Annotated in this window: 25 protein-coding genes; 3 read left to right on the top strand and 22 right to left on the bottom strand. The window is 40.8% G+C overall.

Going from position 1 to position 24,382, the window contains the following annotated elements; genetic code table 11:
* Window positions 1-11 precede the first annotated feature (11 nt).
* Together rihC and HCK02_RS05885 are read right to left on the bottom strand one after the other, a co-directional pair.
* A complete protein-coding gene (gene rihC / locus HCK02_RS05890) occupies window positions 12-929 on the bottom strand; it encodes a ribonucleoside hydrolase RihC (protein ID WP_167629165.1) in 918 nt (305 codons plus the stop codon).
* Window positions 930-1,097: 168 nt separating this feature from the next.
* Window positions 1,098-2,027, bottom strand: a complete 930-nt coding sequence (locus HCK02_RS05885) for an LCP family protein (protein WP_167629164.1) — start codon at window positions 2,025-2,027, stop codon at window positions 1,098-1,100.
* Between the two features lie 216 nt (window positions 2,028-2,243).
* On the opposite strand from HCK02_RS05885, the gene pbp4 reads away from it, so the two are divergent.
* On the top strand, window positions 2,244-4,271 hold the full coding sequence (gene pbp4 / locus HCK02_RS05880; protein ID WP_167629163.1) for a penicillin-binding protein PBP4(5): 2,028 nt from the start codon (window positions 2,244-2,246) through the stop codon (window positions 4,269-4,271).
* Window positions 4,272-4,313: 42 nt separating this feature from the next.
* On the opposite strand, the gene HCK02_RS05875 is transcribed toward pbp4, so the two are convergent.
* The 20 genes from HCK02_RS05875 to HCK02_RS05780 form a co-directional block, all read right to left on the bottom strand.
* Window positions 4,314-5,462, bottom strand: a complete 1,149-nt coding sequence (locus HCK02_RS05875) for an ArgE/DapE family deacylase (RefSeq protein WP_167629162.1) — start codon at window positions 5,460-5,462, stop codon at window positions 4,314-4,316.
* 121 nt (window positions 5,463-5,583) lie between these two features.
* Window positions 5,584-5,961 (bottom strand): hypothetical protein, encoded by a 378-nt coding sequence (locus HCK02_RS05870; protein ID WP_167629161.1) that lies wholly within the window; start codon window positions 5,959-5,961, stop codon window positions 5,584-5,586.
* Window positions 5,962-6,010: 49 nt separating this feature from the next.
* Window positions 6,011-6,532 (bottom strand): VanZ family protein, encoded by a 522-nt coding sequence (locus HCK02_RS05865; RefSeq protein WP_167629160.1) that lies wholly within the window; start codon window positions 6,530-6,532, stop codon window positions 6,011-6,013.
* A 67-nt stretch (window positions 6,533-6,599) separates the two neighbouring features.
* Window positions 6,600-7,388, bottom strand: coding sequence for a hypothetical protein (locus HCK02_RS05860; RefSeq protein ID WP_167629159.1), 789 nt, complete (start codon window positions 7,386-7,388; stop codon window positions 6,600-6,602).
* A gap of 1 nt (window position 7,389) precedes the next feature.
* Entirely contained in the window at window positions 7,390-7,800 is a 411-nt protein-coding gene (locus tag HCK02_RS05855) for a permease prefix domain 1-containing protein (RefSeq protein WP_167629158.1), read from the bottom strand.
* On the bottom strand, window positions 7,797-8,099 hold the full coding sequence (locus tag HCK02_RS05850; RefSeq protein ID WP_246215535.1) for a PadR family transcriptional regulator: 303 nt from the start codon (window positions 8,097-8,099) through the stop codon (window positions 7,797-7,799). Before HCK02_RS05850 ends, HCK02_RS05855 begins: the two co-directional genes overlap by 4 nt.
* A gap of 230 nt (window positions 8,100-8,329) precedes the next feature.
* Window positions 8,330-9,712, bottom strand: a complete 1,383-nt coding sequence (locus HCK02_RS05845) for a polysaccharide deacetylase family protein (protein ID WP_167629157.1) — start codon at window positions 9,710-9,712, stop codon at window positions 8,330-8,332.
* Window positions 9,713-9,910: 198 nt separating this feature from the next.
* Entirely contained in the window at window positions 9,911-10,720 is an 810-nt protein-coding gene (locus tag HCK02_RS05840; protein WP_167629156.1) for a ZIP family metal transporter, read from the bottom strand.
* A 53-nt stretch (window positions 10,721-10,773) separates the two neighbouring features.
* Window positions 10,774-11,010 (bottom strand): hypothetical protein, encoded by a 237-nt coding sequence (locus tag HCK02_RS05835; protein ID WP_167629155.1) that lies wholly within the window; start codon window positions 11,008-11,010, stop codon window positions 10,774-10,776.
* A gap of 97 nt (window positions 11,011-11,107) precedes the next feature.
* Window positions 11,108-11,494 carry a DUF1149 family protein gene (locus HCK02_RS05830; protein ID WP_167629154.1) on the bottom strand — a complete coding sequence of 129 codons (387 nt, stop codon included), beginning with the start codon at window positions 11,492-11,494 and terminating at the stop codon, window positions 11,108-11,110.
* Window positions 11,495-11,638: 144 nt separating this feature from the next.
* Complete coding sequence (locus HCK02_RS05825; protein WP_167629153.1) at window positions 11,639-12,643, bottom strand: inorganic phosphate transporter; 1,005 nt, start codon at window positions 12,641-12,643, stop codon at window positions 11,639-11,641.
* A gap of 95 nt (window positions 12,644-12,738) precedes the next feature.
* Window positions 12,739-13,137, bottom strand: a complete 399-nt coding sequence (locus tag HCK02_RS05820; RefSeq protein ID WP_246215534.1) for a peptidase — start codon at window positions 13,135-13,137, stop codon at window positions 12,739-12,741.
* Between the two features lie 254 nt (window positions 13,138-13,391).
* Window positions 13,392-14,993 (bottom strand): aspartate 4-decarboxylase, encoded by a 1,602-nt coding sequence (aspD, locus tag HCK02_RS05815; RefSeq protein WP_167629152.1) that lies wholly within the window; start codon window positions 14,991-14,993, stop codon window positions 13,392-13,394.
* Between the two features lie 277 nt (window positions 14,994-15,270).
* Entirely contained in the window at window positions 15,271-15,702 is a 432-nt protein-coding gene (locus HCK02_RS05810) for a universal stress protein (protein ID WP_167629151.1), read from the bottom strand.
* Between the two features lie 112 nt (window positions 15,703-15,814).
* Entirely contained in the window at window positions 15,815-16,501 is a 687-nt protein-coding gene (locus HCK02_RS05805; RefSeq protein ID WP_167629150.1) for a DsbA family oxidoreductase, read from the bottom strand.
* Window positions 16,502-16,583: 82 nt separating this feature from the next.
* Window positions 16,584-17,051, bottom strand: coding sequence for a DMT family transporter (locus HCK02_RS05800; RefSeq protein WP_167629149.1), 468 nt, complete (start codon window positions 17,049-17,051; stop codon window positions 16,584-16,586).
* Between the two features lie 15 nt (window positions 17,052-17,066).
* Window positions 17,067-17,498, bottom strand: coding sequence for a DMT family transporter (locus HCK02_RS05795; protein ID WP_420812308.1), 432 nt, complete (start codon window positions 17,496-17,498; stop codon window positions 17,067-17,069).
* A gap of 139 nt (window positions 17,499-17,637) precedes the next feature.
* Window positions 17,638-18,048, bottom strand: coding sequence for an NAD(+)--rifampin ADP-ribosyltransferase (arr, locus tag HCK02_RS05790; RefSeq protein WP_167629148.1), 411 nt, complete (start codon window positions 18,046-18,048; stop codon window positions 17,638-17,640).
* Window positions 18,049-18,217: 169 nt separating this feature from the next.
* Window positions 18,218-20,263 (bottom strand): heavy metal translocating P-type ATPase, encoded by a 2,046-nt coding sequence (locus tag HCK02_RS05785; RefSeq protein ID WP_208970447.1) that lies wholly within the window; start codon window positions 20,261-20,263, stop codon window positions 18,218-18,220.
* Window positions 20,264-20,403: 140 nt separating this feature from the next.
* Window positions 20,404-20,550 carry a hypothetical protein gene (locus tag HCK02_RS05780; RefSeq protein WP_167629146.1) on the bottom strand — a complete coding sequence of 49 codons (147 nt, stop codon included), beginning with the start codon at window positions 20,548-20,550 and terminating at the stop codon, window positions 20,404-20,406.
* 717 nt (window positions 20,551-21,267) lie between these two features.
* On the opposite strand from HCK02_RS05780, the gene HCK02_RS05775 reads away from it, so the two are divergent.
* Together HCK02_RS05775 and HCK02_RS05770 are read left to right on the top strand one after the other, a co-directional pair.
* The gene (locus HCK02_RS05775; protein ID WP_167629145.1) at window positions 21,268-21,960 is read left to right on the top strand and encodes a Crp/Fnr family transcriptional regulator; all 693 of its coding nucleotides are present in this window, start codon (window positions 21,268-21,270) and stop codon (window positions 21,958-21,960) included.
* An 80-nt stretch (window positions 21,961-22,040) separates the two neighbouring features.
* Complete coding sequence (locus tag HCK02_RS05770; protein ID WP_167629144.1) at window positions 22,041-24,008, top strand: Ig-like domain-containing protein; 1,968 nt, start codon at window positions 22,041-22,043, stop codon at window positions 24,006-24,008.
* Window positions 24,009-24,382 lie beyond the last annotated feature (374 nt).

Raw genomic sequence — 24,382 nt, 5'->3', positions numbered from 1 at the left:
AAGTCCCCCTTTTATTTTGTTTGTTCGAGCATTTCAAGAAACCATTCTCTAAATTTTTCTACGTGGACATCAAGGGCTACTGTGGAATTTGTTTCCCTATGGTACTTCATTTTCAAATCGGCTACCGTTGCTCCGTTTGCAGGTCCTTTACCCGTTTCGATTTCAACGAAGGTATCCGCAAAGTCGAACAACTCTGGCTCAACAATCGCAGCTAAGGCACAAACATCGTGCATTTTAAGCCCTGTTTTCATACTGCCGCCGCGATAATGTGAAAAGAGTGCTGCAAACATTTCACCAGCTCGGTTCATCGTCTTGATTTGTTCCACTTCTTTTTGCATCAAGACCGCTCGACTTGTGACATCCAGTCCAATCATCGTGATTTTCACACCGGATTCAAACAAAATTGCGGCTGCTTCTGGATCAGTAAAAATGTTGAATTCCGCTGCAGTTGTTGTGTTTCCACGACTTAAGCTACCGCCCATCAGTACAATTTCTTTCACTTTGCTTTTAGTTTCAGGATATAGTTTGAATAGTAAAGCGATGTTCGTTAAAGCGGCTATCGGCATGAGCGTAACCGGTTCTTCACTTCCTAATAACGTTTTTCGCAAAGCTTCGACTGCATGCTCAGGAAGGACTTTGCGAGTTGGCGTTCCAAAATCAAATCCGTCCATTCCTGATTCACCATGAATTTCGCTACTATCTTCAAGCGTCTTAAGTAGCGGCTCTTGACAGCCCCGCGCAACCGGAATATCACTTCCAAAAAACTCGACAAGCTTCAAGGCATTTTCCGTCGTTTTGTCAACGCTTACATTTCCAGCAACCGTTGTAATCAATTTTAAATCGACTTTGGGATGAAACATGGCAAAAGAAATCGCAACTGCATCATCAATTCCAGGGTCCGTGTCAATAATCAAAGGTATTTTCCGCATTTTCTTTACCTCCAGTTAAACGTTTAATTTAATAACCAAAAAGAAAGCGCATTCTTCAAAGAAAATAATATCATTAAACGTTTAATTAAACAAGCGCTTTTTTAAAAATTTTTTATTTCCATAGAAAAACCGCTTTTCTCATTAAGAAGAAAAGCGGCTTAATTTCCTTTACTTATCGAAAAAATCTTGAATCGCTTTTTGATTCGCAGCAATATCAATCCGCAGAACCGATCCAGCCCCAGCAATCCGTTGATTTTCCCAAGTTCCTTTCACTGGAACGGTGAGAGTTTTAAGGTCATCCGTGCGACCCAGTACAAAATCTGCCCCCGTTTTTAAAACAAGTGAAGTTGGTAAATCTGTCGACGTGTAACCTTGCACGGTCCCAAGTACGCTTGGCATTTTGAAAATACTTGTCGCAGTGATCGCTTGTTCTTTCACCGCGCTTAGTACTTGTTGTTGCCTACGGACACGCCCGAAGTCGCCTTCCGCGTCATGACGGAACCTAGCGTATTGTAACAACGTGTGCCCATCCATCTTTTGCTTTCCAGCTTTAATGTTCGCATCAATGTTTTCCGACATATCCTTCTCCGCGTCAATTTCAATGCCGTCTGGCGCAAGGACATCAATAATCTTCGCGAAACTATCAAAATTCGTGACTACATAATAATTACATTTCACACCAAAATTTTCTTCGACTGTTTGCCTAATAAGTTCTGGTCCCCCATACGAATAAGCTGCATTAATTTTATTTTTCCCGTGTCCAGGAATATCAACATACGTATCTCGCATCAAAGAAACGAGTTTGGGTTTTTTCGTTTTTTTATCATAATGCGCAATCATCAGTGAGTCGGAACGCCCTTGGTCCGCACCACGCGAATCACTTCCGATGAAGAGCACATTGATTTCATTTCCTTCCGTTTTCGCTCCGTTAAATTCAAAACTCTTCATTTGACTGGCATTTTCAGCCTTTTTCAAACTTGATTTATATTGGAAAAAGCCGATTACACCGAACACCAACACTAGAATAAGTAGCAACACTAAAATCGTGCCGAAAACTCGCCCTTTTCTCATTTTTTTTCGCTCAGCATGTCGTGCCATAACTTCCACCTCAACTCATTTTTTGCAAAGCTTTGCATTTTCTTCCTTCATCTTACACTAAATCAAATCAAAAGGTGAACAATAAACTTATAAGAATTATTAAAGAAATTTAAAAACATGCCTTTCTGAGCAGAATTTTGCTATATTATTAATTGTAAAGAAGAATCGATTCAAAAAAAGCAACCATTCAGTTTCTTGAAAAAAGGAGGAAAACGGGTGAAACAACCAATTTACAAACGAAAAGGCTGGCAAATCACTTTTGGTAGTATTGTGGTCCTTTTGATTGCTGCAGCAGCGCTTTTCTTTGTTTTCTTGAATCAGTCTGCAGACAAAAAGGCCAAGCAAGTAGCGGAATCCTTCACTACAAACTTAAAAGAAGGAAAATATAAGCAACTCGCGCAAGACGTCACTACAGATTCTTTAAAAGAGGTCGGTTTTACAAAAAAGCGCTTGCAAGAAAAATATCAAGTCGTGTATGGCGGTGTCGGGGTTCAGGATATTACTGTTAAAAATTTAAAAGTCAAACCTGGCGCAAATAGCCGTATTTATGACCTTAGCTATGAACTTTCTATGCGAACGAGCCTTGGAAAACTAAAAAATCAAACATATAAAACGACAATTTCGAAAGCCAAAGATGAAGATGAGTGGAAAATCAATTGGAAACCAGCACTCATTTTCCCGGGAATGGTGGCTGATGACAAAGTTCGCCTTGAAACAGATGAAGCCCGTCGCGGCGATATTGTCGATCGAACTGGAGAAAAACTCGCGACCATGGGAAATTTTTATGAAGTTGGGGTTGTCCCAAAACTACTTGCAAGCGGTGATGAAAAAGCAAAACGAATCGCCGCAATCAGCAAGGAAATCAAAGTCCCTGTATCTGAAATCGAAGAAGCGCTCGAACAAAAATGGGTGAAAAAAGATAGTTTTGTTCCGTTAAAAACTGTTTTTGATGGCGTAACATCTGACTTAACTGGGATCGCTTACTCACAAAAAGTATTGCGCACTTATCCGCTCAACCAAGCCTCTTCTCACTTACTTGGTTACGTCGGGGAAGTGAGCGCCGAAGATATCGAAAAAAATCCCCAATTAAAAGTTGGCGATGTAATCGGAAAAACAGGTCTTGAGCGTTATTATGATAAAGATTTACACGGGGAAAGCGGCGGAACCATTAAAATCGTTAATGACCGCACGAAACACGAAACGACCTTGCAAAAAGTTGCAAGGAAAGATGGAAAAACAATTAAGCTTACGATCGATGCCGATTTACAGCAAAAAACTTATGCAGGACTAGCAAAAGAAACAGGAGCCGCGACTGTGATTAATCCGCAAAACGGGGAACTGCTCGCTCTTGTCAGCACGCCTTCTTATGATGCCAACCAAATGGCAGCCGGAATTCGCACGGAAGATTATAAAAAATACAGTGAAGATGAGCGGATGCCATTTCTTGCGCGTTATGCCGCTCGCTATGCGCCGGGCTCCACTTTTAAGACGATCACAGCAGCAATTGGACTCGATCTTGGCGTGACTAAGCCAGGTAAGGTACGTGACATCAGCGGCTTGAAGTGGCAAAAAGATGCTTCTTGGGGCAAATATTCGGTAACGCGCGTGCATGAGAAAGCTCATGTCAATATGGTGGATGCGCTCGTTTACTCGGATAATATTTATTTTGCGCAAGAAGGACTGGAGATTGGTGCCGAGCGATTTGAAAAGGAACTCAAGAAATTCAATTTTGGCGAAAAATATGCTGACTTGCCAATCGAAATGAAAGCTGCTCAAATTTCAAATGAGGGACTGAAATCTGAAATTCTCTTGGCAGACACAGCTTACGGCCAAGGGCAACTCTTGATGAGCCCGATTGAGCAGGCTGCACTTTATTCTGCCATTGCAAACGGAGGCAAAACGGTTTATCCAAAACTCACCGTTTCACAAAAAGCCAAAGCGCCTCAGCAAGCCGTGAAGAAAGAATCCGCAGATACTGTGAAAGAAGCACTCATTAAAACGGTTTCTGATCCAAACGGAACGGCACATGGCCTTGCAGTAAGTGGCAAAAATTTGGCGGCAAAAACCGGGACAGCCGAGTTGAAGCAAAAACAAGGTGAAGATGGCGATGAAAATGGCTTTATATATGCCTTTAACGCAGATCAGCCAGATGCGCTACTCGTCGGCATGATTGAAGATGTAAAAGGCCGAGGCGGAAGTAGCCTCGTCATTGACCGCTTAAAATCCGTGATTGCAGACTTTTAAAAAAAGAAGCGTTCAAACTCACGTTTGAACGCTTCTTTTGGTTTATTTTTCAGCTAGAAATTGGATAATCATTTCTTTGTAGACTTCAATCATATCCGTATAATTTTCGATTGCTACATATTCATCAATTTGATGCGCGGTTTCAATGACACCAGGACCGAAAATAATCACTGGGAACTCTTTTTTCGCTTTGATGAACTCGGCTGCATCGGTTGTTCCCGGTGAAGTAACTAAGTCAATTTTTTGACCTGCTTGTTTTTCATATGCAACCTGACCAATTTTCGCAATATCCGAATCTTTATCACTAAAGACTGGAAGCTTATCGTAATCCCAGACAAGTTCCAATTTCACATTTTTTTCTGCATTTAACTTGTCCACGATTTTCGCAAATACATTTTTAATTTCGTCATTATCCACTTCAGGTATCGTCCGAATATTCCCTTGCATCTTCGCAAGTTCAGGAATACTATTCACTTGGTTCCCACCGGAAATCACCGTTGCATTGTGCGTAAAGTTTCCAAGTAAGGGATTCGTTTCCTTAACGGAAGCCACAAATTTTTCTACTTCGTTATAAAACAAGGCTAAATTATCAATGGCATTGACCCCAAACTCTGGCATCGAACTGTGAGCATTCTTGCCGTAAGAAGTGACTGTATAATTCATTGAGCCTTTGTGGGCATACCAAATCCGTGGACCGCTTGGTTCCCCAATGATGAGGGCATCCAGATCATCCGCATAACCTTCCGATGTAAGTTGTTCTGCTCCTAGCTCTCCAACCTCTTCTCCGACGGTGGCTAACAGTTTTACCTTTCCTGGTAAATTTTTCTTTTCATCTTTCAGTTCAATCATCGCGATCACCATCGCCGCAAGTCCTGATTTCATGTCTGTTGAGCCACGTCCGTAAAGTTTTCCATCTTTTTCCGTCGCTTCAAAAGGTGGGTACGTCCATTTTGAAGGATCCCCCGCATCCACGACATCCATGTGACCAGAAAGTCCCAATACTCGGTTCCCGCCATCGCCGATTTCACTGACTAAGCTAGCGCGCTTTTCCGCGTACTGAACTTTTTTCGAGTCAATTCCGTGTCTTGAAAGTAATTCTCCTAAATAGTTGGCCACTGCTTCTTCGTTTCCATTCGTTGAATCAATGTTTATGATATCCTTTAGAATCTGCAACCTTTCTCGTTGTTCCATGTGATTACCTTCTTTCTTTTAGTCTCCTTTCTACTTCCCTATTCACTCATTTTCAAACCTGTTTACTATATGATTTTTAATGATTTGCGTAAGAAATAACCGCCAAGTTTTTCTAACTTTTTTATATAAGCCAATACGATTTTATTTCCTTTACTTTTGCTGTTTTCAAAGTACTAGCGAATAAATAAACGTAACAAAAATCGATCACTTGCTCGTTCGCCAAAAAAAGTTGACCATTAATCGCTGATCCTTTACCATGCGTCAAAACTTGATCTACTTCCACCCGGCAGATTTCATTCGTCCTTTTCTTTTGCAAATAACTAAGTACATCATCAATTCCCACAATCGTTCGTTTTTCATGAAGATATTTAATCTGAATATCAGGAGCCGCGTGTTCCTTGACTGCTTCCTCTGTTTGCTTTAATAAAGCGATCGTAAAGTCGGCCACGATTTTTTTCCGAGGTGCATTTTCACAACTTTTTGGTAAATAAATTTCCATTTTCCAAATCCCTCACTTTCTTGCTATAAAAAAACAGCTTAGATTTTTTCTAAGCTGTTCGGCGGTTATTTTTGCGTTTTTTAAAGTGTCGAAATAGCCAAAAGCATATCAGAGCACCAACTGTCGCCCCGCAGAAATCTAAAATCACGTCCTGCACAAGCGGCGTTCGCCCACCTGTAAAATGCTGATGAATTTCATCACTTGCTGCAAATAAAAGTGGAACGAGGAGCGCTACAAGAAATGCTAAGCGTTTTCTTCCTCCTAAGAGATAAATACCAGCAAATAGCCCCGCTCCCATAACAAAATATGTCATAAAGTGAGCACCTTTTCGAATGAAGAATTCCAAAAATTTGCTGTAGCCTAAGTTCGAAATACTCACTTCTTCTCCAGCGTACATGAATGAGATATGAGACAACGCTCCTTCAAGAGGCTTTCCTGCCAAAACTTTGTCCATCATCGGAACAAGTGATTGCTCATCATAGGTTTGCGAGGAAGACTTCAAAAGTGTTCCCATAATCAATAAAACACAAGCAAAACTTACTATAATCCAAAATTTCTTCGTTTTTAACATCTAATTTCCCGCTTTCAACAGATTCAATTTTTATTATACCATCTGTTTATGAAAGAACCAGAAAAAACTAACTAAATTTTTCTTTTGTTTGTTTGCGCCGATACACGAAGAAATAAATCGAAAGTGGCCACCATAAGATTCCGAAAATAGGATAGATTGCCCAAATGGTTTCGCGCGAAGTAATCACATTGACGACAATAAAAAAGATACTAAGCAATAATGTCGAAATAATCGAATAAGTCAGCAGATACCGTGCAAGCAGGATCGAAAGCGGCCAAAATAAACTAGCAAACGCAGGATAAATCCACCAAATCACATCTGTTGTGACCGCATTAGCAACAATGAAAAACAAAATCAGCCAAATGGTAGCAACGACTGAAAAGCCGCGTGGGAAATAGTTGATGCCAACTGAAAGCGGCCACCACATAATCGCGAACGTTGTGAAAATGCTAAAAGGAAAACTCGGTTCGAAATAAACATTTAGCAAAATATAACTAAGAACAAGTAGCAAACTCGCGAGTGTCGAATAAATAAATGATGCAGCACGTTCTCCCATTAAAATGACAAGAGGCCAAGCGAGAACTGCTGGAATCGCATATAGCACCCACAAATAATTTGGTGTTTCTCTTAAATTTATAATCGTAAGCACTGCTATAATGAGTACACTGCATAAAACAGAAAACAATTTCAAATGGCGACTGCCATCAAGCAAAAAGAATAAAATCGGGACTAAAAGTAAAATAGCCGTATAAAAAGACCAATCTCCTCCAGGAAAAACAAGAAAATTAAGGGCTATTAAAAAACCCGCGATAAGAAACGAACTAAATGCTAAAAACCCTCTTGTACTTTTATCCATGTTATTTCAGCTCCTCTTTTTTGCGATTTAAATAATAAAACATAGCAAGTGGCCACCATAAAACAGCAAAAGTTGGGTAAATGAACCAAATCACTTTAGGTGTATAGTAAAAATTGATAAATACCATCAAAGCAATGATGAGAATACTGCCCCAAATTGAAAATCCTAAGTTTAGTTTTGCAAAACCTAGCTTCTTACTTCCACCAATTTTTAGTTCCTCTTTAATTTCATCAAAATCGCCAAATTCAATAATCACCTTATTGATTGCATCTTCTTGGGATTTACCTTCGTGCATCAAGTCATATACCTTTTCTTCCATGTCTTGCATAATTTCTTCTTTGACTTGCTCAGAACGTTCCGTCTCAGGTACATCATCAAACAACTTTTCTACAAATTCATATATTCTTCTCAATTTTCCCTCTCCTCCAAAAAGACGTTAATCACTTCTTTAATTTCTTGCCATTCTTCAATCATTTCATTCAAATAAAGTTCCCCGCGCCGCGTTAGCGAATAATACTTTCGCTTGCCGCCATGACTGCGATCTCCGTAATAGCTTTTTATCAAGCCCTTTTTTTCGAGCCGTTGAAAAACCGCATAAAGCGTCGCTTCCTTAATTTGAAATTTTTCTTTCGTCCGATCACCAATTTCCTTCGAAATCGCATATCCATAGGAATCACCATCCGAAAGAATCCGCAAAATAATCGAATCCACGTGGCCTCTTAAGATATCACTGCGGATTTTGACCACCTCCCTAAATTACTCTGCCACACATTACTCTATCAGATAGAGTTGATAACATAAAAAAGTTTACCATGTATTACTCTATCTGTCAAAGTAATTTTTATTTTTTTTTTACATTCCTCTGCTAAAACCGCATCACAACAGGCTTACATACAAAAAAGCAGAAACCACAAAGAGTTTCTGCTTTCTATAATAACTATTTACACGGCTTTTTCCTGCGTGGTATCAAAATACTCATGACCAATCTCTAATTTTCGATTCAAAAGCTCACTGACCGTAACAAACTCGTAACCTTGCTTTTTCAGTTGCTTAAGCGTCTCCTCAAGGCCATCCGCCGTTGTTTCGTGGATATCATGCATCAAAATAATTCCCCCATCGCGCGCACTTTTTAGCACTTTATTCGTGACAAGGCGACCACTTTTATATTTCCAATCCTCCGTATCAACCGTCCACTGCGCAAGCGGAAGCCCAATAGCAAGCGCCGTATCATGATGAACCGCCCCATAAGGAGGCCTCATGAGCTCTGGAAAATAGCCCGTTTGTTCATACACCGCCATTTGCGTCTTCAAAACTTGCTCCGAAACCTCGGCGTTCGAAAGCTTCGTCAGTTGCGGATGGCTCCACGAATGGTTACCAACCTCGTGTCCAGCCATCAGTTCCTGCTTCACAAGCCCTGGATTTGCCGTCACCTCAGAACCCAGCACGAAAAAAGTCGCTTTTGCGTGATATTTTTTAAGCAAAGCAAGAACCCGCGGTGTCACTTTTCTGCTCGGTCCATCATCAAACGTCAGTGCAATTTTCTTCCCCGAATTTGCAGGCCTTAGTGGTTTTTCTCCTTCAGTTCCGGGTGCTAAATATTTCGGTTTCACATGCCCCGCCAAATAAGAAAGCGGTACAGCGACGTGCTTCAACTTCGGATGATTTGAAATCGAAATCGGCAGCGTAAGCGTCTTATTCGTGAGGTTGATACTCGTTTCCGAAAGTTGTTCTGGATATTTTGCTTTTCCTAAATCCACCATTTGTTCGAGTGGCAATTTTTTCTGCGCGATAATCGCTTTCTGCATAGCAAGCTTGAGCTCAAGAAGCGCATCCGGATCAGGACTTAGCACCTCGCCAAGCGTAAGCACCTTGCCCGTATCCACGTCCACAAGTTGCTGATCGAATTGTCTTTCTGAAGTTCGTTTGTAACCAAATCCAGCTCGGTCATATCTAATTTTCTTCAAGCGATAGCCTTCCACACCATGTCCAGTTCTCTGTCTATCAAAAATGAAAAACACTAAATTATTTGAGTCATTTTGTTCCATTTTGGCCGCATCCAGTATTTTCTGTTTCAAAGCTTGATTATCCGATTTGTCTTTCAAAATCGGGATAAACATCGTGGTATTTGAATTTTTCTTATTTGTTTGTTCAACTTTATGGAAATTCCCCCGACCAATTTTTTGATCCATCTCCCGTTCAACATCTCTTGAGATTTTTTCACGTGCTTGTTCAAGTTCATGATTTTGGTAAGCAAAGAAACCCCATATAGCCCCAACTACGATTACGAGTGCTGCAAGACTCAGCCAAAGTATTTTACGATTCATAAATAACACCTCTTTAACTAAATGAGTTCCCCAACCCCGTCCCATATTATACAGACTTTCAAACAAAAATCCAGCCATTTTCCTAAATTTCATTCGTGGATTTTTATACATTCGGTAAATTGTATATAAAACAAATTTATTATTTTAAAATAAAAAAACACGGAAAAGAAAAACTTTTCCGCATCCATTTAGAATTTTTTAACCAAGTGCCACATCGAGCACCATCATAACAGCAAAACCAGCCATCGTAGCAGCTGTCGCAAGGTCAGTTGAACCTTCCACTTGTGACTCAGGAATAAGTTCCTCCACCACAACGAAAATCATTGCCCCGGCAGCAAAAGCCAGCGCGTATGGTAAAATTGGCGTGACAAACACAACAAGGAGCGCACCAATGACTGCAAAAATCGGCTCCACGATCGCAGACAACTGGCCGTACCAAAAGCTTTTTGCTCGACTAAGCCCTTCCCCGCGAAGCGGAATCGAAACAGCCGCACCTTCAGGGAAATTTTGAATGCCGATTCCAAGTGCTAGCACAACGGCGGTTATGAAGGTCTCCGTATCGCCAACAAGAACAGCACCAAAGGCAACCCCAACGGCTGCACCTTCTGGAATATTATGGATCGTAATCGAAAGGACAAGGAGAATACTCTTATGCAGTTTGGTCTTTGGTCCTTCTTTATCTTTTTCAGGAAACCCAAGATGGAGATGGGGAATTAGTCTGTCTATCAGGCGTAAAAATACGCCGCCCAGTATAAACCCGACAAGCGCAGGAACAAATGAAAAGAAGCCCATTCCTTCGCTCCGCTCAATTGCTGGACTTAATAGCGACCAAAAACTCGCCGCAATCATAACACCCGCCGCAAAACCCAACATCACATTGGTCCATTTTTGATTTAAATCTTTAAAAAAGAAAACAAGAGCTGCACCTAAAGCCGTACAGCCCCAAGTGAACAGTCCGGCCAGTAAAGCCAGCAGGACTGGATTCAAACTTGAAAAATATTCTAACAAAAAAAGCAACCCCTCTGAACAATTTGCGATTCAAAATTGACTAGCTCTATCCTTTATTCTTTCTCTTGATCTCCCTCAAACCCGCGTTTTAGACCTTTAAAGAAGGCACCGCCAGTTTTCCCGATCACTTTGGCTGCTTCAAGCGAGCCATAGAAGGCCAGTTTCGCAGTATCGCCGAGGATTTCCCCTGCTTTTCCTGCCGCGTCTCCTGCTTTTTCTTCTATTTTTTCAGAAACTTCTTTGACTTTTTCTTTGTCAAACATTTTTGGTTCTTCGTCATTTCTTGTCATAACTCGTCCCTCCATTTCTCTTTCCCTCATCATAGCGAAAATCACGCCAAGATTCAATAACAAAAAAAGTACCGTTTCAAAAACGATACTTTTCTGCTTATAAATGGCTTTCGAAATCAAGCTCGTAACCGGGCTCATCAAATGCAATCTCAGTTACTTCATAAGTCAAACGCTTAATATAACTAATCAGCGGTTTCGACATTTCCTCTGCCCGCTCAGCGCCAAGTTCTTCGGCTGCACCAAAAAAGTCGACCACTTGAACGATGCGGCTAATATGACCATTAATTTTAAACCGATCTAGCACAAGTGAAAACGGCATGTCTACTTTAAAAATTTTACCTTCATCTAAAATCGACTTGTCGTCCCCTGTTGGTTCCACTTCATTTAATTGAACTTGAATGCTATTTTCTGCATTTTCCTGTGGTGCTTGAAGCGTTTCAAAGTTAAATTGTTCCACATTGATTTGATTTACTCTAAATTCCAATTCATTCGTCCTCCGTTTCCAAAATATTTCTTTTCCTAATCCATACTTTCATCATAGCGGTTTTACGTATGCTTTTCAAATTTTGCTAGTCCTTCTCGCCAATTTGAAGCCCCGCAAAATGGGACAATTGCGACCCATCCGTTTTCACAAAAAGATCGCGGCTGCAAGCCAGTATACAACAGCTGCCATACAAGCGGAAATCGGCAGTGTAATAATCCACGTCACAAGCATATTCTTTCCTGTGCGCCAGTTCACTTCTTTCTTGTGATTGGCTGTTCCAACGCCCATGATCGAGCTATCAATAACTTGTGTGGTGCTGACTGGAAGGTGTGTAAGCGTTGCGGTCATAATCACGGAAAGCGAGCTAACATCTGCGGCAACCCCTGTGACGGGTTCAATCCGCATAATTTTTGTTCCCACTGTCTTGATGATACGAAATCCGCCGACAGATGAGCCAATCGCCATCGAAGCGGCACATAGAAATTGCACCCAGAAAGGAACGCCTGCGCTTTCTTTCAAAAGTCCACTTGCAACGAGCGCTAAGGTGATCATTCCCATTGTTTTTTGGGCATCATTGGTTCCGTGCGCATAAGCTTGGATAGCTGCCGTAAAAATTTGCGCGACTCGGAAATGACGGTTCGTTTTAACGCGTTTACGATTGCGAAAAATCCATTTAAAGGCTGAGTAAATCAAATACCCAATGGTAAATCCAAGAATAGGTGAGATAATTAGTGCAATAATGATTGTTCCGAATCCAGCATAGTTTAGCGAAGTGAATCCAGCTGAAGCAATCGCCGCACCTGCAATGGATCCAATCAAAGCATGTGAAGAACTGCTTGGCATCCCAATGACCCAAGTTAGTAAATTCCAAATGACAGCTGCCACTAAGCCGCAAAGGACTACAAATTCTCCATTATGTAAAGAAAAGGGATCTACAATATTTCTCGTTAAACCTTCCGCGACCCCAGTAAAAGAAATGGCTCCTAAAAAGTTCATCACAGCCGCCATCATAATCGCTACACGCGGTTTTAGAGCTCGTGTTGAAATACAGGTTGCTACCGCATTGGCAATATCATGAAAGCCATTGATAAAATCAAATGCGAGCCCAACAATCACAATCAAAATTGTGATCAAAATGATCGTATCCATCCGACATTCTCCTCACCCAAAAATTCTCTCTTACACTCTATACCCAAATTCATCAAAAAACAAAAGCCCCTACTTTTTAAGGCAGGGGCAATCGTTTAAAATTCATATCCGCTGTCGTCGCTATCAAATCCGTCTTCATCATAAAATTCATAGTTTTTGTCATAAGTATCTGGATCATGTTGAATTTCATAAAGGAAAGATCCAAATAAACCAAGAACCACAAAAATGCTAAGTATAAAACTAAGTCCTGTCAAAATACAACCCGTGATGAGAAGTCCAATTCCTCTTTTAGGTTCAAGCGATGGCTTCTTCGCAAATAGATAAACAAGCAGCACAATAATCGCGCTTGTAAAAATAACTAATAGACACCATAAAACAGGATTCATTCCCCGACGTTCTGCATCTTTATAAATCCAAATCGCGAGAACAGCACGCGCTGCAAGTGACATTAAACCAACAAATAGAAGTCCGAAGCTAAAAAAAAGTATACCCAATTCATTTCCCCCTTCAAAGTAAAAACTATAGATGAAACTTATTTTTTTGCAAACATTTATGACAAATTTCTTTTTATGCTGCCAAAAATCCGCTTTTCATTTGATATGGCTTTCAAATCTGTAAAAGTTGGTTTGGCAGGCTCCCATTTTCATTTTGTCTATTTTAAGTTTAGCATGCCTTACCAAAAAAAGCTTCAAAAAATTGACTTTTCTATAAAAAAAACGGCTTCCAAAAATGGAAACCGTTTTCTCTCTTATTTCACTTGTCCACGTTCAAATTGCCATTTCAAAAATTCATCGGAAACCATTTTTTTAATGCGCCGCCCAATTTCCTTGTAATCCTTGGTTTCTAGATTAGCCAGCGAAATTCGAACCGACCATTCGCTGCCACCAAAACCGCTCCCTTTTAATAACACCAAGCCGTGTTCTAGTGCAAGACGCATTAAGAAATTAGTAATGCTCGTTTCTTTTTGAAAATCTAGTCCAAATTGTTCACCAAAATGTGTTTTCATCCATTCAAGCAAATCAAACTCACAATAATACGCGGAATCATAATGGTCAAATGGCATTACAAGATCGAGTTCTTCATACAACAACTTTTGCCTGTAACGACAAATGGACTGTGCTTTTTTCTTATATGACTCTTCCTCATCTAACAAGGAAAACAGCGAAAATAAAGCCATTTGCACTTGTTGCGGCGTGGAAAGACCTGCCGCATGATTCAGTGCGACTTCCCTGCTGTCTGCAACAAGGCGGTCGATAAACTTAAACTTTTCTGTTTCTTTTGTAATCACTTCATACCTTATCTCGAGCTCCCGTGTAAATTCTTGTGATAACTGTTTTAATTTAGCGTCAAAAACGTTTTCTTCCGCTAAAGCAATTGTCCCAAGACGCCAACCTGTCGCACCAAAATATTTAGAAAATGAATAAATACAAGCCGTATTAAATGGCAAGACGCTAAAAACAGATTGGAATTTAGGAACAAATGTCCCGTAAACATCATCTGTCAAAATCATCAAATCCGGATTATCCATTTGAACGATATCTTTCAACTGAAGAATCGTTTCTTCCTTAAGCGAGGAAGAACTTGGATTACTTGGATTCACCATAAAAACGGCTTTAATTGAGGAATCACGTAATTTTTCAATTTCCCGCGAATTGAATTGATACGTTAGTCTCCCATCAATTAGTTCAGGCGTCGAACGAATTTGAACCACATCAAACCGGTAACGCGATAGTTGTGGAATTTCTAAATACGGTGTGAAAGTTGGGATCATCAGTGCAATTTTATCCCCTGGTTGCAGTAAAAAGTTGCTCACCAGTGAATCAAATAAGTAACAAATTCCTGCCGTTCCCCCTTCGACGGCAAAAATATCGAATGGACGTTCAAGTCCTTCAAAGATTTCTTTTTCTAAATACGCTTTAATGGCTTTTTCCACATAATTTAAGACCCGATCTGGATTTGGATAATTATCTCCCGTAATTGCATCAACAAATTCAAACAACCAGTCATGCTTATCCGCTCCGAGAACGCGCTCTCCTTTTCCCCAAATCCCGACAAGCAAATTCTTTCCCGGCGTTTCTTTTTGTGCCGCTAGAAATGCTTCAAATCGACCAAGCATCTCCATACGAGCAGGCATTCCAGAAAGTTCACCTTGCCGAACTCGCTCCATCTCCGAAACTACAAATAAGCCAAGTAAGAAAAACGCTTCGCGCGGCGCGGCCGCTGTCCAATTCAGGTTCCCCCTGCCCGCATTGAGTGGCACGCTATTTTTTACGGCTTTTTTTGCACTTTTTTCTAGAAATAGCCCTAGTTCAAACGGGCTAAGATTTTCCGCTTCTTTTACAGAAAACATTGATCGCTCCTCTTTCCTTTTGGACTAACGCTTCAGTCACCAATGTGAAATTGTGAACCTAATCTTTTCTCTTCAAAAAAAATCACAATCTTTTCCCAGTCGCCACCACTTCCTCTTCACAAAGATATGTTGAACAGACTAAAAGTAAGCGCTTTCTCTAAAAACATTATAACTGACATCGAATGTTATGTACACCAAAACAAATCTTTTTTCACAAAAAAACTTTGTGAAATCTGTTCACATAAAAAAGCGAGCCATAAAGGCTCGCCATTCTAACTCAGCGTGCAATCAAGACGCTGCATTTCGCATGTTGTACCAAGTAAGATGAGACACTTCCCATCATCATTTTTTCCACACGATTTAACCCCGTGGCTCCACAAACGAGTAAGTCGGCGCCAAATAGTTCAGGGATTTCTTCTGCTAGTAATTTCTTTGGATTTCCTCTTTCAAGAAAAGTTCCTACAGATTGAATCCCTTCCGCTTCCGCCTTTTCTTGAAAACCACGAAGCACCGTTTCCATTTCCTCGCGAAGTTCTTCTTCCCAAGTCGTTCCTTCTACCGTAAAACTAGGAAAAGAGCGCGTATCAATAACTGCTGCCATCGCAAGAGAAGCTCCCGTATCTTTTGCAAGTTTCACTGCATCCGTAAACGCTTGTTCCGCTTGCTCTGATCCGTCTATTGCCACTAAAATTCGTTTATAACTAGCCATATTAATCTCCCCCCACTGATTCATTTTTAACGTTTCATTATTCTATACCTAAAATCGGCTCACTTAAAACGTCATAAAAAAAGCTGACTTCATTAAAAAGTCAGCTAAATCTTTAAATCGAACAGCTTCCGCCTTCACAGCCTGGCCCTTGCGTTTCTTTAATTTCCGCTTTCGTTCCGCCTGCGCGCTCAAGCACTGTCACAAAGCTTTCAACAGGTTGCGCACCAGAAACTGCATATTTTTCATCAATCAAGAAAAAGGGGACGCCCGTTACACCATACTCGACCGCCTCAGTTTCATCGACGCGGACTTGTGCAAGATACTCCTTCGAATGGATGATTTCCCGTACTTTTGTTTCGTCAAGTCCTGCCTTACCGGCAAGCTCCACCAAGGTTTCCTCGTCATTTAAAAAGGCCCCCTTCGTGAAATAAGCATCCATGCCAATCTCAACGAATTCCAATTCTTTCCCAACCGTTCGCGCATATTGAGCAATGCGGTGCACAAGAAATGTATTCGCAGGTTTCATTCGATCAAAATCATAATGTAGCCCTGCCACCTCTGCCATTTCCCCGATTTGCGCATTCATTTGTTTGGCTTCATCGAGCGACTTTCCGTATTTAGCCGCAATTGCTTCATGGATGGACTGATCGGTTTGAATCGGAGCATCTGGATCTAGTTCAAAGCTGCGAAAAACGATATCAATATCTTCACGACCCGTTTTTTGGATCGCCTTTTCTAAATTTTTCTTGCCAATATAACAAAATGGACATACAAAATCTGACCAAACTTCAATTTTCATTGTTTCTCCTCCGTTACAACTTATTTAAAGTAAGTATATAATTCTTTATAACTTAAAACGAGAAGAGAAACAATTTTTCTGCTTAGAAGTTTTGAATTAAAAGAATACCTGCAATCATAGCTAGCACGCCGATAATGCGGTAACGGTTGATTGGATGCTTGATTACGCCAAAAAAGCCAAAATGGTCAATAATTAGCGCGATCACCATTTGTCCACAAATGGCTAAAACAACAGTCATTGCGGATCCTAAAATCGGCAAAAGTAAGATATTGGATGTCACAAAAACAACACCCATAATGCCACCCGTGAATACCCAAAACGGAATTTTGCCGACGCCACGCACTTTGAAAGTGACTCGTTTTTCGATAATCAAACAAATGAGGAATAATAAAATCGTTCCCACTAAAAATGAGATGAAAGAAGCGAGAAACGGTGAACCAACGGCCACCCGTAGTTTCCCGTTAATCGAGGTTTGTATCGGCGAAAACATTCCGGCAATAAACCCCATCAGCATAAAGAGAAACATCGTTTTTGGCGCTTGTCTTTCCATATTGGTTCGCCTCCCTTAAAAGCGTTGCATCAGGAAAACGCCAAAAAACATCAGCGCCATTCCGAGCAGCCGTTCTAGATTTAGTTCGTGTACCGGCAAGTTAAACCAGCCAAACTGGTCGATCAAAATCGCCATCACCATTTGCCCGCAAACCGTCACCATCACTGTAAGCGCCGATCCGAGTCGTGGCAAAAGTAAAATATTATTGGTTAAAAAGATAATACCGAGCGCGCCGCCGCCAAACCAAATCCACCACGGATTAGCAGCAATCGCTTCAGGAATGATCCCAAAATTGTGAAAAGTTAGCAGTGTAAGTATCAAAAGCACCGTACTTCCAACAGCAAATGAAATAAAAGAAGCAATAAACGGCGACTGCGTGTAACCTTTTAAACGGTTGTTTACAGAGGTTTGAACAGGGAGCATCATTCCCGCAAGAACCCCAGCCATAACATAGAAAATAATCAACTTCGTGTCCCTTCTTTCTGCTTTGCATACCTTTTCATTTTATCGGGTGCGAGCTTCCTTGGCAACATAATTTTTCTTTTTTACAAATTAACGTGTTCCAAGCTCTTTAGCTTGGAACACGTTAATTGATGATATCTTCATCCCGCTTGGTTCCTGCTTCCAAGTTCCTTTTCCAACTTTCTCGCTCTTCATCTGTAAGCCGCTTATAATCAGTAATTTCTGCAACAATCTTTAGCGGATACGCACTGCGGTAAGATCTTGTCGGATTCCCAGGGAATTTTTTATCCGTCACATTGGGATCATCTTCAAAATCGCCAGTCGGCTCAACTTGGTACACATGTTCCTCACCTTCCCCACGTGCTAAAGCCGCCGCAAGACTTGCCCCATCTTTTAAAGCGGTAAAGTAAATATGATTCATGACGACATTGGGGCGATAATTCGAACGAAAACCTGGATTTAAATAATCACCGATTTGAAGTTCAGCTTTTGTTCCATGATAAAATGGACCGTTTTCCTGTATTTGCTCTGTCATTATGCACTCCTTCTCCTTCCATTTCTCACCAAATCGCTCTCGTTTGTAATTTCTCTCTGCTTTTTTATTATAATCGCCTTGCCTTTAAATTTCACGTTTTTATTCATGATAAAAATCGCGCGCTTAAAAACCAACAAAACTGAGCTCAAACTAAAAAACGCCTGATTTCTCAGGCGTCTAAAGTCATAGCATTGATTGCTACGATGATCGTACTTAGTGACATCAAAATCGCACCAACGGCTGGACTCAAAAGAATCCCAATTGGAGCTAAGATACCGACAGCTAGCGGAATTGCTAGAATGTTGTAACCAGCTCCCCACCAAAGGTTTTGAATCATCTTGCTATGCGTTCTTTTAGCTAGGCGAACAAATTTCAAAATATCTTGCAAGTTACTATTCGTTAAGACAACATCGGCAGAGTCAATCGCAATATCTGTTCCTGCACCAATTGCCATACCGATCGAGGCTCTCGCAAGAGCCGGAGCATCATTAATTCCGTCTCCAACCATCATCGCTTTCTTGCCCTCATCCGTGTAACGTTTTATGATTTTTTCCTTATCATCTGGCAGTAATTCGCTGTAAAACTCCTTGATATCCAGGTAATGAGCGACCGCTTCCGCAGCATCTTTATTGTCTCCCGTTAACATCACGGGTTCAATTCCGACTTCTCGTAAGCTCGTAATAAAGTTTTGTGCTTGGTCCTTCAAAGTATCCCCCATCGCGAAGAAAGCGACTAACTCATCATCAACGAGTAGAAACGAAATCGTATTTCCTTGCGCTTGATATTCTTTTAATTTTTCTAGTTCAAAGTTTAGCTTGCGCCGTTCGATTTCTTTTTGATTAACTAAAATGATCTCGCGGCCTTCTACTAATCCTTTCACGCCAATTCCTTTCAATGTAGCAACGTCTTGTGCTTGATAAGCTTCGATTTTTTCAGCTTTCAAGTAATTCATGACGCCAACAGCTAGAGGATGGTTTGTTTGAGATTCCAAAGCACCAATATATTTTAGTGCTTCTGTTTTGTCCATCTCAGCCAAAGTTTCAACACCTGTTACAGTAAATTTACCTTCTGTTAGCGTTCCCGTTTTATCAAGGAAAACATAATCCAACTGATTTCCTTGTTCTAAAGCTTGACGACTTTTTAGTAACAAGCCATTTTTAGCAGCTATCGAAGTTGAACGAGCGATAACTAAAGGAATAGCTAACCCTAATGCGTGCGGACATGCGATAACAAAAACCGTTACCATTCGGTCTAGCGCTTGTGGTAAGTCAGCTGCAATCAACCAAATAATGAAAGCTAAAATCCCTGCAACTAAAGCCACATAAAAGAGCCACTTAGCAACCTTGTCCGAAACCGACTCTAATTTTGATTTTTCTTGTTGTGCTTGTTTGACCATCGTCATCACTTTGGCCAAATAGCCATCTTCACCAGTTCCGGTTACTTTCAATTGAATGGTCCCATCGCCGTTAACAGAACCTCCGATGACCGTCTCACCGACGTTTTTCTGAACGCCCTTCGACTCTCCCGTTACAGCGGACTCATCCACAATCGTTGAGCCATTCGTGATCACACCATCTGTTGGCATCTTATCCCCTGCACGAACAAGTAAAATATCCCCGTGATGAACATCTTGCAATTTCACTTTTTTCGTAGAACCATCTGCTTCCATTTTGTTAACTTCATCTGGCAACAATTCCGCCAACTTCTTAAGCGTGTTACCCGCGTTAGAGATAGCGTTCATTTCTACCCAATGCCCCAAAAGCATAATCACAATCAACGTTGCAAGTTCCCAGAAGAAATCCATCACATGGTCATTCGGATTGACTTTATTTGCAATAAACGAATACAAACTATAGACATAAGCAACCGAGATCCCCATTGCGATCAAAGTCATCATCGCCGGACTCTTCATTTTCAGTTCCATTTTAGCTCCACTGAGGAATGGTTGCCCACCATAAATGAAAAGAATTGTCGCTAAAATGAGTACGACCCAATCCGAACCGGGGAAAGTAAATTGAAAAGGTAGCTGCATTCCCATCATCGGCGAGAAAACAATGATCGGAATCGCTAAAATAAGAGAAATCCAAAATTTTTGTTTGAAATTCCCCATGTGCATCGAATGGTCCATTCCTCCACTGTCCATATCATGGTGATCGTGGCCACCAGCCGAATGATCCATTTGGCTGTGATCATGTCCCTCGTGATTCATGTTCATTGTTTCTTCCTTTTGTTTTTCGTGTTTCATCACAAACTCCTCCTACTATTTTCACTAACACAAGCTAAATAATCCATCAACTGTTGATATAACCTTATCAACTTGTAATCCTTACTCATTCCCTTCACTCTCAGCTGGTTTTATTTTCTTGCAGGGGAGTGATTCCGTTCCTCTTTCTTGGGAATAGAGTTGCACTCAATACCTTGGACCGTTTTCTTATTCGCTAGTTGCTTTTTGATTCGCTCAACATCAGTATCCGTTAACCCCGCTTCTGTGACTAAATCCATGATCGCCTCTCCGATCCGTTTTACACATATATGGGAAAATAAATTTTCTGTTGTGCCTTTAACAGTATATCCCCTTCACGAATGGCAGGATGATAGATGGATTTTTTACCAACTGACTCAGTTCGAACTGCACTTTTGTTTACAATTGTAAACTATATTTACAGTCTACAATTGTAGTCGTTTATTGTCAACCAATACAAACAAAAATTAATTTTCTTTTTCAAAATTACTCTTTAATTTATCAATCAAAAAAATCACATTGTGATAAAAAGCTCGTCTTTCCTTATATACAAAGCCTTTCCCTTTTTCGAGATTTTCATAACTCTTTCTTTAAATTTGCTTAATTTAGTAAGATTCAAAAGTTCACAAATAAGTCACATAAAACACTTAATTAGTTTCTTTAAGAAGATCGTAATCTAGGTTCCTATACTAAAATGTTACTTGCACGCGTGTTGATATTTAAAATTTACTGTTTTTCGCTTTAAGGATAGAACTTAAGCCTTTTTACACATAAAGCTTATGTCATAACTGAAATTACTGTTGTTTAAACGGACGTTTTATGAGCAAATGTTGTACTAAATATTCTAAATAAAGCAATCCAGCACTTCCAAGGGGAGACGCTAGATTGTAAGAATTTATGTGTTTGAAAAAAGCTTGTGTATAAAGCGTCCCTTTTATGCACAAAGATACCACCATAGACTGGAAAGGATCAATTTTATGTTTTATGAAACCGCTGAGTTTAGAGAGTGGCACTCCACCTCTTGGAACGCCACTCTCTATGAACCTGATCAAATTTGCTACAAAAGTAGCGCAGCAAACGACAACAAAGTTCTACTGATTCGTCAAGGCATTGTTTTAGTCCAAGCCACCAATCGGCAAGGAGAAAAGGTCAACACAGAGATTCTTGTAGAAGGAGATCTTCTGAATTTAGAAGCTTTAGTAGACGATTCTTATACATGGGAAATCCCTCATTTCATCCAATATCAAGTTGTTGCGGTCACTCCAGTAAAAATTTATGAGATCGAAAAGGAATTTCTATTATCGCATTTGTATGTGGAACCTAGAAAATATCACCACCTATTCGAGCGCACCATTGTACAGCTGGCACACATTTCCCTTTCAAATTTCATCTCCATTAAAAACAGTCAGTTAAAAGTTGCTTGGGCGTTGTTTCGCGTAATTGGAAAAGTTGGTGAAGTTTCTGATCTAGATCCAGAGCTTGTTTTTATCCCTCCATTTGTCACACAAACATTTATTGCCCAACTAGCCAACTCAGGTAAAGCCAGAACGAACGAGGCGATCAAGGAACTTTTAGGACTCGGAATCGTTGCTCACTGGAAACCAAAATGCAGATTAATCCATGTAGGAAATTTAACGAACTATTTAAAACAAGAAATTAGTGATCAGTAAGATAAAACACGGCCGCTCGTAAATCTAACAAGAAAAACAAATAAATTTTTATCATTTCAAAATTTAGGAGGCTAATTCCATTGAAAAAAAACCAAATTCGCTTTACCATTTTTTCACTCGTTCTAGTTCTAGTCATTAGCTTGGTGTTGCCATTTGGCGGGACAACTAAAACACAAGTAGACGCTAGTACGAAAAAGAACATAAAACCAGCTATTGAAAACACGATTACTGAGGTAACAGATCCGAAGCTATTGGATCGTTTTAATCATCTTCAATTCGGGAAAGGATACTGGCAGCCTGTAACTTCTGACAATCAAAGAGGGCCGCGTGCTATGTTTGAACAAACTGAAGTAGATGAAAAGGGCTATTTCTCATATTATACTGGAACAAAATACGGAAGAGTTACGCAAAATCAAACTTCTTCCCGTAAAACGATTGAATTTTTAGTTGACGGCGTGATGGGATCTCCAAACGGAACATCCAATGTAGGTGCGATTCAAACTATTCCTACAATAAAAGGACATCGTTATCAACTTTCTTATCAAGGATTGGCTAGTGAAGTTAACAAAGAAGCGTCTGCTGATCGACTGGTCAACCCGCAAATCCCCTTCGAAGACAGCCCTATTGGCTCATCTGGTAGAGGTGGGAGTACCCTTGTTGATCTTTATTTGTCCCAAACAATAGCTAACAAACCAGATTTTCGGGAAGCAGAAGCTGAATCAAACTTGCTCAAAACTATGTCTTTCACTGGAACAGGGGAAGAAGTGACTATTTTAGTCGGCGCAATGCCAGATATACAGGGAATTTCAAGTGTTTCTTACAGCCATTTAGCTGTCCTTGATCTCGACCAAGGCATTGAAGAAGTGCGGACGGGCGTGGATGGTTTGTTTACAGATGATACGCATTCGAAACTCCGTTTACCAGTTGTTCAAGAAGATCTGGATGCGGTTCAGAATCAAATTGATTTAGATCTCATTTTAGATCCGCTCGTCAAAGATTTTTATCAAAAAGAACTCGATAAAGCCCAAGCGCTTCATGATGCTGTGGATCCTACGATTCAAATCGAGTCACTCGTGGATAATCCAAAAGATGAACACAGCTACACGCTGATCGGAAAATCCTATCCAGATGCTTTAATTCGCTTTGAAGGCGTGGCGACGCTTCCAAATCCAACGATGCCAAGCGACAATCCGCGTGTACAAGCTTCTTATCATGTTCGCACAGATGCCCAAGGAAACTTCCGGATGGCGCTTCCGAAAGGAAAGTTCTTTCATGCCGGCGAAGTCGTGACGGGAACGAGTATGATCCACGGGAAAACCGCGACCACACAAGTAACCGTACAAGATGTTGTGGCGCCAAAAGCGCCTACATTAAATCTAATCCGAGATCAAGATGAAGCCTTTACCGGGCAAGCCGAAGCAGGCACTACGGTATCTATTTTAGATGCGAAACAAAAAGAAGTGGCAAAAGCGAAAGCCGGCACCGATGGCCAGTTTTCTGTGGCGATTCCTACTGACAAGCAGCCACTCACGCCTTATGTGGATTATGTAGCAGTTGCGACAGATGACGCCGAGAACAAGAGCCCGATTTCGAATAAGCAAACGGTACAAGATACAACGCCGCCTGAAGCGAAAGCCGTGAAACACACATTCCAACAAGGGGATGCCCCGCCAAAAGATCCAAGTCACCTTCTGCGGGATATCTATGATAACGCAGGCGTGGAGCCGGACAACTTAACCGTGACTTATGAAACCAAACCTGATTTTACCCAGTCAGGTTCGCAAGTGGTGACAGTGAAACTGGAGGATAAAGCTGGCAATCGTACGCTAATCCGCGTTCCAGTCGAAATCATTGCTCGTGAAAACGGCGGCGGAAGTCATACCGAAAACGGGAACCCGACTGCAGGAAACGGGAATGCGCAGCACATCGGTGGTTTTTCGCTACCGAGCACGGGTGACCGGGGGATGCCTTGGACAGTGGCTTTAGGAGCCTTGCTTCTTTTGGCTACTTCGACTATGCTCATTTCCCGCCGCAAAAAACGGGAATAATTATCATTCAAATTTTTACTCTATTTTTAGTTTAATACGAGTTTGGGACATGAAATAAAAAAGAACAGAATCGTCAAGCAAGTCATTTTTACAAATGGCTTCATTGAACGATTCTGTTCTTTTACTTTTGGCTCGTTAGTTTCATATATAATAGCGGATAAGGATTACCTTGTTCGTCGCAATCCGTTCTTTTATATATTTCAAATCCCATGTATTCATAAAAGCCTTTAGCAAGTGGATTTTGCTCGTTAACTGTCAAATTATTAATTGAATACTTTGCTATCCCATATTTAAGTAAATTGCATGTATCCTAATAAAGTAGACACCTTTTTTGATATACTAGTAAATAAATAGACACAAATGTCGAAAGGACT

The organism is Listeria valentina, assembly GCF_011800755.1.
GTDB lineage: Bacteria > Bacillota > Bacilli > Lactobacillales > Listeriaceae > Listeria > Listeria valentina.
Note: the sequence above shows the minus strand (reverse complement) of the source record. Positions and strands in the feature narration are given on the sequence as shown.